14 protein-coding genes are annotated in these 14,541 nt (G+C 60.5%); 8 read left to right on the top strand and 6 right to left on the bottom strand.

The window, feature by feature from the left end; genetic code table 11:
* Window positions 1–9: 9 nt before the first annotated feature.
* Complete coding sequence (locus HMPREF3148_RS03480; protein WP_049062541.1) at window positions 10–1,506, bottom strand: DUF1846 domain-containing protein; 1,497 nt, start codon at window positions 1,504–1,506, stop codon at window positions 10–12.
* A 709-nt stretch (window positions 1,507–2,215) separates the two neighbouring features.
* On the opposite strand from HMPREF3148_RS03480, the gene HMPREF3148_RS03475 reads away from it, so the two are divergent.
* Window positions 2,216–3,034, top strand: coding sequence for an Fpg/Nei family DNA glycosylase (locus tag HMPREF3148_RS03475; protein WP_070508716.1), 819 nt, complete (start codon window positions 2,216–2,218; stop codon window positions 3,032–3,034).
* Between the two features lie 22 nt (window positions 3,035–3,056).
* Window positions 3,057–4,679, top strand: coding sequence for a bifunctional ADP-dependent NAD(P)H-hydrate dehydratase/NAD(P)H-hydrate epimerase (locus HMPREF3148_RS03470; RefSeq protein WP_070508720.1), 1,623 nt, complete (start codon window positions 3,057–3,059; stop codon window positions 4,677–4,679).
* On the opposite strand, the gene HMPREF3148_RS03465 is transcribed toward HMPREF3148_RS03470, so the two are convergent.
* From HMPREF3148_RS03465 to HMPREF3148_RS03455, 3 genes are read right to left on the bottom strand one after another with little or no spacing between them, the layout of a single operon-like run.
* Window positions 4,676–5,476: a YwaF family protein gene (locus HMPREF3148_RS03465; RefSeq protein ID WP_235591091.1), complete on the bottom strand. Its 801-nt coding sequence runs from the start codon at window positions 5,474–5,476 to the stop codon at window positions 4,676–4,678. The two genes, HMPREF3148_RS03470 and HMPREF3148_RS03465, sit on opposite strands and share 4 nt — an antisense overlap.
* 43 nt (window positions 5,477–5,519) lie before the next feature.
* The gene (locus HMPREF3148_RS03460; protein WP_049146727.1) at window positions 5,520–6,134 is read right to left on the bottom strand and encodes an ABC transporter ATP-binding protein; all 615 of its coding nucleotides are present in this window, start codon (window positions 6,132–6,134) and stop codon (window positions 5,520–5,522) included.
* A complete protein-coding gene (locus HMPREF3148_RS03455; RefSeq protein WP_070508715.1) occupies window positions 6,134–7,129 on the bottom strand; it encodes an ABC transporter permease in 996 nt (331 codons plus the stop codon). The genes HMPREF3148_RS03460 and HMPREF3148_RS03455 overlap by 1 nt, the downstream gene beginning before the upstream one ends.
* A gap of 121 nt (window positions 7,130–7,250) precedes the next feature.
* On the opposite strand from HMPREF3148_RS03455, the gene HMPREF3148_RS03450 reads away from it, so the two are divergent.
* The 3 genes from HMPREF3148_RS03450 to HMPREF3148_RS03440 are packed head-to-tail and all read left to right on the top strand — an operon-like array spanning window position 7,251 to window position 10,014.
* Window positions 7,251–8,405 carry a sensor histidine kinase gene (locus tag HMPREF3148_RS03450; protein ID WP_246818800.1) on the top strand — a complete coding sequence of 385 codons (1,155 nt, stop codon included), beginning with the start codon at window positions 7,251–7,253 and terminating at the stop codon, window positions 8,403–8,405.
* On the top strand, window positions 8,398–9,015 hold the full coding sequence (locus HMPREF3148_RS03445) for a response regulator (protein ID WP_005530896.1): 618 nt from the start codon (window positions 8,398–8,400) through the stop codon (window positions 9,013–9,015). Before HMPREF3148_RS03450 ends, HMPREF3148_RS03445 begins: the two co-directional genes overlap by 8 nt.
* Window positions 9,016–10,014, top strand: a complete 999-nt coding sequence (locus HMPREF3148_RS03440; protein ID WP_049146722.1) for an NAD(P)-binding domain-containing protein — start codon at window positions 9,016–9,018, stop codon at window positions 10,012–10,014. It abuts the gene before it with no gap.
* Here HMPREF3148_RS03440 and HMPREF3148_RS03435 read toward each other — a convergent pair.
* The gene (locus HMPREF3148_RS03435) at window positions 10,011–10,667 is read right to left on the bottom strand and encodes a TetR/AcrR family transcriptional regulator (protein WP_070432719.1); all 657 of its coding nucleotides are present in this window, start codon (window positions 10,665–10,667) and stop codon (window positions 10,011–10,013) included. The genes HMPREF3148_RS03440 and HMPREF3148_RS03435 overlap by 4 nt on opposite strands.
* A gap of 110 nt (window positions 10,668–10,777) precedes the next feature.
* On the opposite strand from HMPREF3148_RS03435, the gene HMPREF3148_RS03430 reads away from it, so the two are divergent.
* Window positions 10,778–11,791, top strand: coding sequence for an ABC transporter permease (locus HMPREF3148_RS03430; RefSeq protein ID WP_070498534.1), 1,014 nt, complete (start codon window positions 10,778–10,780; stop codon window positions 11,789–11,791).
* Window positions 11,792–11,809: 18 nt separating this feature from the next.
* On the opposite strand, the gene HMPREF3148_RS03425 is transcribed toward HMPREF3148_RS03430, so the two are convergent.
* Window positions 11,810–12,397, bottom strand: coding sequence for a VanZ family protein (locus HMPREF3148_RS03425; protein WP_049146716.1), 588 nt, complete (start codon window positions 12,395–12,397; stop codon window positions 11,810–11,812).
* 87 nt (window positions 12,398–12,484) lie between these two features.
* On the opposite strand from HMPREF3148_RS03425, the gene HMPREF3148_RS03420 reads away from it, so the two are divergent.
* Together HMPREF3148_RS03420 and HMPREF3148_RS03415 are read left to right on the top strand one after the other, a co-directional pair.
* Window positions 12,485–13,453, top strand: coding sequence for an acrylyl-CoA reductase family protein (locus tag HMPREF3148_RS03420; RefSeq protein WP_049146748.1), 969 nt, complete (start codon window positions 12,485–12,487; stop codon window positions 13,451–13,453).
* A 59-nt stretch (window positions 13,454–13,512) separates the two neighbouring features.
* On the top strand, window positions 13,513–14,343 hold the full coding sequence (locus HMPREF3148_RS03415; RefSeq protein WP_053093402.1) for a hypothetical protein: 831 nt from the start codon (window positions 13,513–13,515) through the stop codon (window positions 14,341–14,343).
* The last annotated feature ends 198 nt before the right edge of the window (window positions 14,344–14,541 follow it).

Genomic DNA, 14,541 nt, shown 5'->3' with positions numbered 1-14,541 from the left:
ACTCCGTACTTAGCGCTTTTGGTAAAGCGCCTGCTTGCGGGCGAACACTGGATCGGATGTGACGAGCACCCCAAGATTGCGGAAGATTCCCTCATCCACCGAGCCCAAAATCGTGGTGGTGTGAACATCGCAACCAGCTAGCTTCTTCAGCTGAGCCATGGCCTTACGGGAGTTTTCATCCTTGGCCGCCGATGCAGACAACGCGATGAGAACCTCGTCCGTATGCAACCGCGGGTTACGTGAACCCAGGTACTCGGTCTTGAGCTTCTGGATCGGTTCGATGGCCTCTGGACTCAGCAGGTGGATCTCATCGTCAATGCCGGCGAGATGCTTAAGCGCATTGAGCAGCATCGCAGCGGAGCAGCCCAGAAGCGCAGAAGTGCGGCCGGTGATGATGGTGCCGTCGCCAAGCTGCAACGCAGAGGCCGGCTCGTCAGTTTCGGCGGCACGCTTGCGCGCCGGCGCTACTACTGGGCGGTCATCAGACTTGATGCCGGCCTTCGCCATGACGACGGCCGCGCGCTCGGACTGCGTGGAATCTAGGCCGAGGCGCGCCTCTTCCACCAAAGCCTTGAAGTAGCGACGAATAATCTCCTGCTTGGAGGCCTCACGGCAGACTTCGTCATCGGTGATGCAGAAGCCGGCCATGTTGACGCCCATGTCCGTCGGGGACTGGTACGGGGTGTTGCCGGTCAGCTTCTCCAGGAGGGTCTTAAGCAGCGGGAAAGCCTCAACATCGCGGTTGTAGTTCACCGTGGATTCGCCGTATGCGCTCAAGTGGAAGTGATCGATGACGTTTGCGTCGTTGAGGTCAACGGTTGCGGCCTCGTAAGCCAGGTTCACTGGGTGATCGAGCGGCAGGTTCCAGATCGGGAAGGTCTCAAACTTGGCGTATCCAGCCTGCACACCGCGCTGGTGCTCGTGGTAGACCTGCGATAGGGCGGTCGCCAGCTTGCCGGAGCCTGGCCCCGGCGCAGTGACGACAACCAGGTCACGCGTGGTTTCCGCGTACTCGTTCCGGCCAAGGCCTTCCTCAGAAACAATGAGGTCTGTGTTGGAAGGATAACCCGGGATAACGCGGTGGCGCGCAACGCTCAGGCCAAGGCGCTCCAGGCGGTCAATGAAGGCCTCAGCTTGGCTGTTGCCATCCTCCAGCTGGGTCATGACGATGTTGTTTACTAGGAAGCCACGGCCACGGAAGACGTCGACCAAGCGCAAAACGTCATCTTCGTAGAGGATTCCGAGGTCAGCGCGCATCTTTTGACGCTCGATGTCCTTAGCGTTGATGCAGATGAGGATCTCGACATCGTCTTTGATGCGCTCAAGCATGGCGATCTTGTTGTCTGGAGTGAACCCGGGCAGCACGCGGGAGGCGTGCATATCGTCGAAAAGCTTGCCGCCCATCTCCAGATACAGCTTGCCGCCGATAGCTTGGCGCCGTTCATGGATGTGCTCCGACTGCATCTCGATGTACTTCTCACGGTCAAAACCAAGCAAACGCGTCATTTAAAGGCCTTCCGCCATAGACAATCCCCGCAACCGGGCTGGATCTTTTGGATTGGATTTTACTCGAAAGAACTGGGTTTACTCATACGCCCTGCCACGGCGCCGCACCGCCAGAAACCGCACTGACGACGCCGCCTAAAACATACGAGTAACGCCTGGGCCCCGGAAAGGACGGGCCCAGGCGTTACCTGTCTCTCTAAGGATGCGGAACAAGCCCTCACCCTCTACAACCAGGCAGTCCCACCCACCTGGCAATAGCCGCCACGCACCCCTACATGCGCAGCGGTTGGATCTATCACTCACCAGTAGATACATCCATGGGAAGCATATCAACGGCGGTCTCAAAATCAACGTTTGCAAAGCCAATCAGACAAAAATCAGATAAAGAATTTCACTAACCAAATCTAGCTTTATAAAAATTTAGCGCCATGCGCTGGCACTTTCTAGTCCAATTAACCCGGAAGAAAAATAAATGTGAAACGGGACACTATACACTAGGGCCGATCTTTATCAGATATGGTCGCATTATAGGATAAGTAACGAAATAGATAAGTGTTTATTATGTTAACTTTCACCTTTTAACCTAGACCTTTAAAGCAGGAAATGAACGCTTAAGCCTCGTCTTCGCACTTCAATCCCACACTCCAAACGGAAAAATGTCCTTTTATCCTTGAGCTTTCTTCGCAGCACATGCAATAGACTTATCCCCATGCCCGAAGGCCACATCATTCATCACCTTGCACAGCGCCTCGACCGTGAATTCCGGGGTGGGCCGCTGCGCGTCACGAGTCCGCAGGGCCGCTTTGCGGCGGAAGCAGCCGTGCTCGATGGGACGCAGCTCGATTTCGCCGAAGCGCGCGGCAAACATCTCTTTTTGCACTTTTCCGCCGATGCGCCAGAGCACATCATCTATATCCACCTCGGGCTGATCGGCAGCTTGCGCTTTGAGCCTTTGGATGATGTCTGGGGCCAGATTCGCCTGCGCATCGAAAGCGATGACCTAGCTGCCAACCTCCGCGGGCCACAGTGGTGCCGGCTCATCACGGATGCCGAGTATGACGTCGCGCTCGCCAAGCTTGGCCACGACCCCATCCGCGAGGACGCATCACCGGCTAACCTTTGGCCGCGAGTGCACAGGTCGAGCCGCAGCATCGGCTCCTTGCTGATGGATCAGCATCTCTTTGCCGGAGTCGGCAACATCTACCGCGCCGAGGTTTTATTCCGCCAGAACATCTCGCCTTTTATTGCCGGCAATGAATTAGACCGCCACGAATTCGATGTCATCTGGGAGGACCTGGTAGAACTCATGCGCGCCGGCGTGCCCACCGCCCGCATCGACACGGTCCGCCCGGAGCACACGCCAGAGGCCATGGGCCGCGCGCCACGCAAGGATGACCATGGCGGCGAGGTTTATGTCTACCGCCGCGCCGGCATGCCTTGCTATATCTGCGGCGAGCCCATCGCAGAAAAGAAGCTCGAAGGCAGGAACCTGTTCTGGTGCCCTACCTGCCAGAACGCTCCAGCCTAAGCAAGGGGGTATTTTGGACGGCATGCGATATGCCTTTCACGTCGACGCCGTCCGCGCTGCCGAGGAGCGCCTGCTTGCCCAGCAGAGCTCTCCAGACCAGCTCATGCAATTGGCCGCCCACGCGGTGGCCGATGCCGCCGCAGTAATGCTCGCCGCGCACCCAGGCCGCGTGATGATTCTGGCAGGCAGCGGGGGCAACGGCGGCGACGGCCTTTTCGCCAGCGCTCTCCTCGCCCAGCAGGGACACGCCGTCACAGCCCTCGTACCTGAGACCTGCCACACAGCCGCCCTTGCGGCTTTCGAGGAAGCCGGCGGCGAGGTTCTAAATAGTGGGTCCACTCCTAATTCCACCGCTTCCCTGCCCGATGACACGAGCTTGCTTATCGACGCCGTGGCGGGCCTCGGTTCCGGACGCGGGCTCAGCGGCCAGGCGCTGGAGGTCTACGAGCAGGCAGCAGGCATTCCGGTGCTAGCAGTCGATATGCCCACTGGCATTAATGCAGACACCGGCGTAGCCGCCCGCAAAGGCGCAGTGCATGCTGACGTCACCGTAACTTTCGGTTGGGCACGCATGGGTCATGTGCTTGCGGCCGAGTGCGGCCAGGTGGTGCTGGCGGATTTAACGCTGCCCGGCGCGACGTCGTTTAGCGCGATGCTCGAATCGCTCGCGCAACCGGCCGGGCACATCGCCAACGAGCCCACCCTGGAATCCGCATATGCGTGGCGCCCCGGCAACATCGAGACAGCCCACGGCATCGCCACGCACCCGCGCCCGGTTGGTTGTACCGGACCAATCGTTGACCCCACCCCAGGGATTTCCTCCGATAAGTATTCCGGCGGAGTGGTCACTATTGCCGCCGGAAGCGACACCTATCCCGGAGCTGGCATCTTGGCAGCCACCGCGGCAGTGCGCACCAACCCGGCCATGGTGCGCTTTATCGGAGACCGCTCCATCACCTCGCTCCTGCCGGAACTCGTGGTTCACCCAGATCTTGACTCAGCGGGTCACGCCCAGGCCATCGTCGTGGGCCCAGGACGCGGTACTGACGCTGCGGCCCAAGCGGAGCTCGCGGAGGTACTCGATGGGTTCATCTCGGCCGTCATCGATGCCGATGCGCTGCGACTCCTTGCCCGTCACCCCGAGTTGCGCGCCCGCCTGGGAAGCCTGCCCGTCACGGTTCTCACCCCTCACCTGGGCGAGTTCACCGAGCTTTACGAGGCGACCTTCAACAAGGGCCTCGACCTGTCATCAGGCAAAGCAGCGCCACTGCAGGAGCTCGCCACGGCACTGGGCTGCATCGTGCTGCTCAAGGGAAGAAATACCCTGGTTACCACACCCGGCCAACCCATTTATGCCTACAATGCAGGCCATTCCTATGCCGCTACCCCTGGTTCAGGCGACGTGCTCGCGGGCATCCTCGGCGCAGTCCTCGCACAGATGCATCTCGATGAGCAGCTGCAGGAGAAGGCTGACTTTGATCTGCAGGAAGCGCTAATCACCGAGGTCCTGCATGCCGGGGCCATCCATGCCCATGCGGCAGCCATCGCGGCGCAAACGCCGGAGGGCTATGCCATCTGCTCGGCTTCGCAGATTGCCGCGGCGATCCCGCGGGCCGTCGCCAAGCTTTTGCGTATGGCTCGCTAAAGCCTATTTGCTACGGCGCGCACGGAGCGACGCAGCAGCCCCTTGGCACCGGCAGCCACCGTGCCGCGGCGCAGCCTACGGGTCTCCCACGGCCACGTCATCGCAGCCCAGGCACCTGCCACGGCGCCGATCTCGGCGAGGATGTACCACGGCCACGGCCCCAGCAGGTTGATGATGGAGGGGCTGCCCGGCGCGTGGTTTAAGAATCCATAGTTGCCATCTGTGCGGGCGTTGACCGCCATGACGCTGGCCATCCACACCGGGGTTACTCCCACCGCAAAGCGGTAGCCCTTCCACGTCGGGCGGTAGCCCAAGCCGAAGGTCAACGCCAACGGAATGGCCAGTGCGGTGATGTGGAAGAACCAGTAGGTGGCAAAGCGCAGCCAGCGCGGATCGAAGTAATAAATAACATCTGGGGTGATAATCGCCTGCGGGTTCAAGATGATGCCCCAGTAATAGGTCAGCGTCAGCGCATGCTCATTGCCCGTAATCAGACCGAGCGCCAACACTGGGCGCAGAACATCGCACAGGTGCAGCGGCAGAGATTCACGGATGTCGAATTGCGAAGGGTCCAGGGAGACGATGGTCCATGCCGTACCGAGCACCAGCATCACCCAGCCAGTCATCTGCCGGTAGAAGGTCTCCTTGGTAGTGCCCCGGATGCGCCGTGCAGCCACGATGAATACACCGCATGCGGCAATGGTCACAGAAAGCATCGTGTAATGCACTCCGGTCCATTGCGCCATGCGGGGATAGGTGGTGGGCGTGACGCGCACTCGCGGATTATTTTTCGGCATAACGGGAAAACAGAATACTCCGTTTGCGCCCACTTGCAGGACTTTAGTTACCGGACGCCAACTTTCCGTCCTTGACGGTGACCACAGTGTCCGCAAAATCCAGCAGGCTGCGGTCATGGGTTACAAACATCGTTGCGGTCTGTTGTTCATCGGTGATGTCACGCAGCAGCTTGGCGACGTCGCGCGAGAGCGCAGAATCCAGCGCCGCCGTCGGCTCATCCGCGAGCAGCACCTCGGGATCAGCCATCAAGGCACGCGCGATATTGATGCGCTGGCGCTGACCGCCAGAAAGCTGGGTGATGCGGCGAGCCTCCATCCCAGGCAGGCCTACATACTCAAGCAACTCCCGCGCCTTTTCACGGCGAGGTTTTCGGCCTGCCATATGGTCCACAATGAGCAGCTGATCCAGGGCATTGAGCGAGCTAACCAAGTTGGATTGTTGGAAGATGATGCCGCGCTCACCGCTTACCCGCACGCGACCACTATCAGGCTCGATTAGCCCAGCAGCCACAGAGAGCAAGGTGGACTTGCCGGAGCCGGATTCGCCGACGACGGCCATGAGCTGGCCCGGCTTGATTTCCAGGCTGACATCGTCCAACGCCACCACGCGATCGCGGCCATCGGGAAAGGTGACCGTCACGTTTTCAATTTCTAGCATTAGCCTTGTCCTCCCAACGCATCCAAAGGGTTGATTTTGCTGATTCGGCGAGTGGCCAGGACCGCGCCCAGCATGCCGAGTACCCACATGCCAGCGGCCGGGGCAGCAATCGTGCGCGCCGAGAGCACAAAAGGCACCGTCGATTGCGCGAGCGCGCCCAGGCCCCAGCCCACTGCGGCACCCACACCAACTCCGAGGGCGAGGATGAGTGCGGATTGTGCCAGGGCGTCGCCAAGCAGGTAGCGCGTCCGCGCCCCCAGCGCACGCAGAATCGAAAGATCGCGGGTGCGCTGCATGGTCCAGATGCTCAAGAAAGCCACCATCACGAGCGCCGAAATTGCATACAGGAAGCCCTGCATGGTCAAAAGTGAGCCGCGCTCCGAGTTGTAGGCGGGCAGGCCGCTTAAGGCCTCGCGCATGCTGACGGACGTGGGAAGCCCGGTGGTAACGCTGTTCGCGTGCAGCAGGGCGGTACCCACGACGTCGGAAGGCGCGTGGCTCAACTGCGCCCAAGTCTGCGTGGAAACCCACAGCACCGGTGAGTGGGAATAGTACAGATCCGGCACGGTGCCGCGAACGGCATAGGCCTCATCCCCAATCACCACGGAATTTCCCTGCGTGATCGCTTGCGATGCCACCACTCCCGTGGCCGGCACCTGCTGCTTGGTACCCGGAATAGGCTCGCCCGCCGGCAGGCCCAGCACAGCCACACCGCCGAAGCCCTCCACCTTGGTCTGCGCGGTGCCCAAAGGCGCGCTGCCAGGCACCACGTCGTCCGCGTAAATCTCTGACTCCGTAAAAGTTGGCTTCTGCGTGCTAAAGCTCGCCTGCTTATATTCATGCCCCAAGGCCTCCAAAGCCGAGGTGTTTTGTTTGCTCAGGCCCTCCGTGAGCCCAGAGAGCATGACCAAAAGCAAGGTAATGAGCGCGACCACGGTCCCAATCAGCGCAAAGCGCCCGCGGGCTGCGCGCAATTCTCTAAGTGCAAGAAACATAGTTTCAAGCATCGCTACCGCGCGCGGATTAGTAATCGGGCCGCTAGTTGAACTTCGAGTCAACCAACTGGTTGATTCCCCATGTCCCGCCTGAGGGTTAGGGTAAAAGGCTGTGAATGACGTGAAACAGCGCTCCCCGCTGACCTTCCATAAGCGCCTTAGACCCTGGCGCGCCGGGCTACACGTGATGTTCGCGTTTTTGTTGTTATTCGGTCTGCTGCGCGCCGGGCTCGATGAGCGACTCGACGCCCGCGCCCTTGGTCTGGCAGTCGCATTGGCCGTGGTCTACGCACTGCGGCGCGTACTCCCCCGCGCCCTGTGGCTGGTAGGGCTGTGCGTGCTGTGGTGCGGGCTCATGGTGCATGCCCAGGACTTCATGTGGCTAGAATTCCCGCTGGTCTTTGCTTTTCTAAGCTCGCTTCCCCGCTGGCCGGGCATCGCCTGCAGCGGATTGTTATGGGCACTGGCGGCCTTCCTGCCCGCCTGGCAGCATCCGGCGGAATGGACCATCGCGGCGGCCATCGGCCCCTTCATCGGCACGACCTTTGCCATCGGCGCCTTCCATGCCGGGCGCATGGTCCAAGCGGAAGCAGCGCACCATGCGGCGGTAGCCCGGCAGCTGCGCGCCACCCAGGCCGAACTTGCCACGAGCGAGCACCAAGCAGGCCGCCTGGAAGAGCGCGAACGGCTCTCCCGGGAGATCCACGACACCGTGGCCCAAGGCCTTTCCTCCATCGTTCTGCTCTCGCGCGCGGCTCAAAAAGATCCTTCCCCAGAGACACTGGCGCTGATTGAAAAGGTGGCCAGCGAGAACTTAAGCGAGGCCCGCCGCTTCGTCAGCGAGCTAGCCGCCCCTGCCCCATCGCTGGAGGAGGCCCTCCAGCAGGTGGTGGATTCAGCTGCCGCCCAGGCCGCTGCGCTGGGGAAGGACACCGACATCGAGCTGGTTGTTTCCGGCGAAAGCACCGTTCCCGAGGCCCACCGCCAGGACCTGCTGCGCGCCGCACAGGAAGGGCTCAACAACATGCTCAAGCATTCTGGCGCCCGGCGCGCAGTGGTCACTTTAGGCTGTTTTAAAGGCGAGACCACGCTAGACATCGTCGACGACGGAGAAGGCATGGACCCTACTTCACCTTCGCAAGGTGGCTTCGGGCTACGGGGCCTACGCCAGCGCGTGGAAAGCCACGGCGGTACGCTCACGGTGGAATCTTCCCCAGGCGAGGGAACCGCCCTTGCTATCCGTATACCGCAAAAAGTAGAGGACCAGGATGCTTAACGTCATGCTCATCGATGATCATCCCGTGGTGCGCGCCGGCCTGCGGGCCATTTTGAACGCTTTCCCCGACATCGATGTGGTGCTAGAAGGCGCGGATGGGGCGGACGTCGCCAAACTTGCAGCTCCCGATGCTCCACATGTTGACGTGGTCATTTGCGATATCCAGATGCCCGGCACCGATGGCATTGCGGCCACTTCCCAGCTCGCCCAAGCTGGCGGCCCGCCGGTGCTCATCCTCACCACCTATGACACCCAATCCGACATCGTTTCCGCCGTGGAGGCAGGCGCCCTGGGCTATCTCCTAAAGGATGCGCCGGAGCAGGCGCTTCACGACGCCGTCCTCGCCACGGCCGCCGGCAAACGCACCCTGGCACCCGAGGTGGCAGCACTTTTGGCCGAGCGCATCACCCGCCCCGAGGTGGCGCTTTCCAGCCGCGAGCTGGAGATCCTAGAAGCCCTGGCCACGGGCAAATCGAATAAGGAGCTTGCCCAGCGCCTGTTCATCTCGGAAGCTACAGTGAAGACGCACTTGATTCACATCTACCAGAAGCTGGGCGTGGATACCCGCACAGCGGCTGTCACCGTGGCCCGGGAAAGGAAGCTCATTTAAGTGTCCGCGCAGGTTTATGATTGCCTCGTTTTAGGCGGCGGCCAAGCAGGGCTGGCCACGGGCTATTACCTGCGCAGAAAGGGCTTGAACTTCGCCATCTTGGATGCGGAATCGCGCCCTGGTGGTGCGTGGCTGCACACCTGGCCCTCGCTGACTTTATTTAGCACCACGAGCGCCTCCAACCTACCGGGCTGGCCCATGCCTTTTTATGAAGGCTTCCCGCCGGCGAGCCATGTAGTGGATTATCTAACTCGCTACGAGGAGCGCTATGAGCTGCCGGTACGACGCCCCTTCATGGTTGAGTCCGTGGAGCACGATGGCGAGTTCTTCCACGTCTACTCGGACACGGAACGTTTGATGGCCCGCACCGTGGTGGCGGCCACGGGTACCTGGCGTGCGCCCTTCATCCCGTACTACCCCGGTAAGTTTGCGGGGACACAATGGCATTCGGCCATTTATCCCGGCGTCGCGGAGTTCAGCGGCTCCCGCGTGGCAGTGGTGGGCGCGGCCAATTCCGGCGCACAGATCGCGGCAGATCTGCTGCTTGAAGACATTTCCACGACCTGGCTAACGAGGGGCGAGCCGCGCTGGATGCCTGACGACGTCGACGGACGCGTGCTCTTCCGGCGCAACCGCGAGCGTCTCAACGCCATCAATCGCGGCGAGCCTGACCCCGGCGCGGATACGAACCTGGGCGATATCGTCATGGTCCCGCCGGTGCTCAAGGCGCGTGATGAAGGGCTCCTGCGCGCCACCCCGATGCCGGATTCCCTCGACGACATCGACGCGGATCACCTGATTTGGGCCACCGGCTTCCGGCCCGCACTTCGCCCCATTTCTCGCCTCCTGGTAGACCGCCAGCCCACCGTGCCGGGGCTCTTCCTCGTGGGATACGGCACGTGGACTGGCCCGGGCTCAGCCACCATCACGGGTGTTAGCCCCTTTGCCAAGCAGGCGGCTACCGATGTCGCGGAGTTCGTGAAAAACCTCAAGCCTTAGCCTTGGTTAGATAGGAGCGTCTCGATAGCGGGATACATGTCCTCCACTATGTCGTCGATGCTCTTCTCCGTCATCAGCGGAACCTCCACGACGTAGCGAGCAATCGCCGTTCCAATGAGAATAGGACCCAAATACGCGATCTTGCCCAGGAGATTACCTTCACTAATCGTACTTTGGGCGAACTCTGTTTCTAAAAGGGCCGTTACGAAGCTGTCCATGATCGATTCACGGAGGATAGCTGATGCATGTGAAGAGCCAATGCCGCCGCGAACCACAGCACGCAAACGCGGACCCATGTCCTCGCTTTCCCACAGGCGCAGATAGTTCGCGATGAATCCTCGAAGGTCAGTAGACGCCCCCAACTGAGCCGGAAGCATTTTTAGGTCCGCGATTACCGCATCGAACAAGCCGTCCTTGTTCTTGAAGTAATGCATGACGAGAGCGGGATCGACGTCGGCTTCTTTGGCGACCGCGCGGATGGTGGTGGCTTCGAAGCCCACCTCGCTAAACCTCATGCAGGCGGCTTCCAGAATTTTCTCGCGCGCTTCTGGGGCGCCTGGACGACGTCCAGCTTTCTTGCGCTCTGCCTTTTTATGCTCAGCCCCTGGCTGAGCACCGTCACCGGATTCTTCGACCTTGCCTTTAGCTGCCATGGCTTCAACCTTACTTCCTCGAACCCTCGAAGAATTCATCACGTGTTGACTTTCAACAACTGTTGAAATATCTTATTCAACAAGCGTTGAAAATCAAGCAAAGGAACGACATGAAAGACTGGACCAAGGCAATCGCCGTTGGATTCTTGGCACCTCTCGCAGTGTGCCTCTTCGTACTTGCCTTCTTGTGGCCCATGGCCACGATGACCCCCAAAGACCTCCCACTCGCAGTAGTTGGAACCCAAGAACAAGTGAGCAAGGTTTCTGAAGCCTTTGAGCAGAAGCAACCCAGACTCTTCGAGATAACACCTGTAGAAGACCGCGCAGCCGCGGTATCCCTCATCGAAGAACACGAGGCTTACGGCGCCATCGTGCTGGGCCAAGAACCAGAGGTCCTCACCGCAAGCGCTGCCGGCGCCGCACAAGGCAACATCGTGAAGAACCTCGCGCAACCAGTAGAGGCAATGGCAAACCAGCAAGCTCAGGCGATGGCTGCCGCGAAGGGCATCCCGGCTGACGCACTCCCTAACGTCACCGTCAAGACCACCGACGTTGTGCCCACCAGCAGCGAAGACCCGCAGGGCCTCGCCATGAATATGGCTATTATCCCCGTTGCCATCGGCGGCATGCTCGGTGCAGCGATTCCTTCCTTCCTCCTGAAGCGAAACTCGCAGCGTCTCCTCGCCCTAGCAATCTTTGCCCCCATTGCCGGACTGCTCACCACCGCAGTAATCGGCGGAGTATTCGGATTACTGCCAGATAGTTTCTGGGCATCGACCGGCGTATTCACACTAGGCATCGCCGCAGTCTCCAGCTTCATCCTAGGCCTAAGGGCGCTGCTTGGCGCCCCCGGCTTTGGTCTCGGCGCACTGACCATCATGCTGGTGGGCAACCCACTGGCCGGTACCATGGCCCCCAAGGAATTCGTGTCCGGCAGCTGGGGATACTTCGGCCAGTTCCTGCCTAACGGCGCCACAGCTACGCTGCTGCGCCTGGTTAACTACTTCCCTGCAGCAAGTATCGCCACCCAGGTATGGACTCTGCTCGCATGGGTAGCCTTCGGACTAGTCCTTCTCGGCAGTGGAATTGTGCGAGAGTCGCGCTCCGCAAAGAAGGCCGCGTAGAAAACTCAGAGCAGAAGATTAAGCAACAAACCCCGTGACTAGCGCGCAGCCCAAAACGGTTAGCGCGGTCGCTGCAATGAATCCCATACGGTGTAGGACTTTGGACTGCAGCTCTTTGCTTATCCGGGCCAAAAAGAATGCGCCCACGGCGGTGCCCAAGGTGTTGAACACAAGGTCATCAACGTCGCTGAAGCCGAGGGCGAAGAGGTACTGGAGGGTTTCGATGCTCAAGCTCAGCGCCAAGCCGGCCAGGATGGTTCCGCCGAGGCCAAAGCGCACGCGGCGCAGATTCTGGCCCATCACGATAAGGCTTGCGCCGAGTGGCATAAACAACAAGAAATTGCCGATGGTGTTGGTCCAAGGCCCGTACCAGATGGTCGGATGATCAAAACCGTTGAACATTTGCAGATCTAAGCTTCGCACCGCATGCGCGGAGGCATTGACCACGCCGGGGATCTCAATGAAGGATTTACCCAACGTCGCCACACCAACAACGAGCAGCACGAGCGCCGTGACTAGAAGTGAGTCACGGCGCAGCGTTTGGTGGCGGCGCGGGGCCGCCGGAATACGGCTGCGCGAATGAGTGGTTTGTTCGGTAACGAGCATGTCCGAGAATCTAACAACAAAAGCTGTACTTTTGCCGTGTACTTCGCTGGCAAAACACTGATTCATAATGGGCGTACCATCGTGGGCATGAGCACACTCAAAGTCACGCGAAACGAAGACGGTTCCATCTCTCACGCTTTCGAGGATGAGCCGATTCTGGCCGAGGGCGACGTACTGGTTAACGTTTCCCATTCTTCGTTGAACTACAAGGATGCAATGGCACTCGACGGTAACAAGGGCGTCATGCGCATCAACCCGCTGGTGCCGGGCATCGACGTCGTGGGCACCGTTGCGGAGTCAAACGATGAACGTCTACCTGAGGGCGCCCTGGTGGCCGCTTTCGGCGACGGCTTGGGAGAATTCCGCCACGGCGGCTACACCACTAAGCAGCGCGTGAATGCCAACGCCACCCTCGTGGTTCCGGAGCGCTTCACCGCTGCCGACGCCGCAGCAATCGGCACCGCGGGCTACACCGCCGCCATCTGCGTCAACCAGCTGCTCACCCACGGCACGCGCGAGGGCCATGTGCTGGTCACTGGCGCCACGGGCGGCGTGGGCTCCATCGCCGTCCAATTGCTCAAGTCCCTGGGCTTCGAGGTCACCGCCGTTACCGGCCGCGTTGATAGCGAAAGCGAGTACTTGCAGGCCCTGGGCGCAGACCACATCATTGATCGCTCCGAGCTCTCGGAGACCGGCCGTCCGCTGCAGAAGGCGCTTTACGACGGCGCGGTAGACACCGCTGGCTCCACCGTCTTGGCCAACGTCTTGGCGCAGGTCAAGTGGGGCGGCGTCGTGGCAGCAACCGGCATGGCCGCTGGTCCTGACCTCCCGGCTTCGGTACTGCCATTCATCCTGCGCGGCATCGTCCTGGCAGGCGGCAACTCCGTCGACGCACCGCTCAAGGTCCGCGAGGACGCCTGGAAGCTGCTGGACGAACACCTTGATCTTGAGATGCTGCATTCTATTTCCAACACCATCGCGCTCGACGATATCGCAGACGCCGCCAAGGAGCTGCTCGCCGGCACCCACCATGGCCGCACGATCGTAGAAATCTAGACAAACTATTTAGCAGCGCTGGGAACAATTAATTTTCCCAGCGCTGTTACTATTTTCCTATGCGTTCCCGTCTCTCTATCTCTGCTGCCGCGCTGGTTGGCACCCTCGCCGCCGGCCTCGTCACGCCCGTTGCCCAGGCTGGCATCACCATCGACCCTAACGCTGTGCCCGGGCGTACTCAGGTCACGCTGCGCTACAGCAATGGCACAGTGGTCTCTACTGCTAATTCCCACGAATCTCGCCCGGCGCTTTCCTTGGTCAAGCTCTACTTGGGCTATTGGGTGCTGCAGCACGGCGCTCCGGCGGATAAAGCCCGCGTGGAGAACATGATTCGTTTCAGCGAGGACGGCACGGCCACAGACTTGGACCGCCGCTACCCGCAGGCAATCCCTGAGGTCATCGGCCAGTTTGGCCTGCATGAGACCCACTACCCAGGATTCTGGGGCAACACCACTACCTCTACTGAGGACCTTGCGCGCTTTACCTCCGCGATTGTGGGCGACCCACTAGCCACGCCAATTATCAATGGTATGCGCACCGCTTCCCCCGTTGCCGCTGACGGCTATAAGCAAGACTTTGGCACCTCACGCGTGCCGGGTGTTGTGGGCACGAAGTTCGGCTGGGACGATAACCGCAACGTCCATGCCACCGCCTCCTTTGGCAATGGCTTTACCATCGCGGCGAATACTTATGGCGCAGCCTCCCAGCTCACCAGCGACATCTTGGGTGCCGTTCGCATCACCGCTGACGGCATCCGCAATTCGGGCCGCCAGCCTTCCCCGCTGGAGCAGCAAATCCTTAACTTCGTGCCGGTGCAGTTCCACGACCCAGCCCGCCAGGCAATCCGCGGTGCCGAAGATTCAGTGGCTAACGCCCAGCTGGGGCTCTAGCTAACCTGTGACATCCGCCGCACGACAAAAGCCCGAGCCTCTCCTAGATTGAGGAGAGCTCGGGCCTTTCGCTTGTGCGCTTTAGACGTGCAGGTCGCGGTCCTGAATGCCCTTTGGCACCATGAGAACGCCGATGAGAGAGATGGCGGAGATGACAATCGCAATTGCTGAGCGCGGGTAGTTGGTACCGCGGTTACG

Source organism: Corynebacterium sp. HMSC05D08 (assembly GCF_001807215.1).
Lineage (GTDB): Bacteria > Actinomycetota > Actinomycetes > Mycobacteriales > Mycobacteriaceae > Corynebacterium > Corynebacterium striatum.
This window is presented reverse-complemented; position numbering and strand designations above follow the sequence as displayed.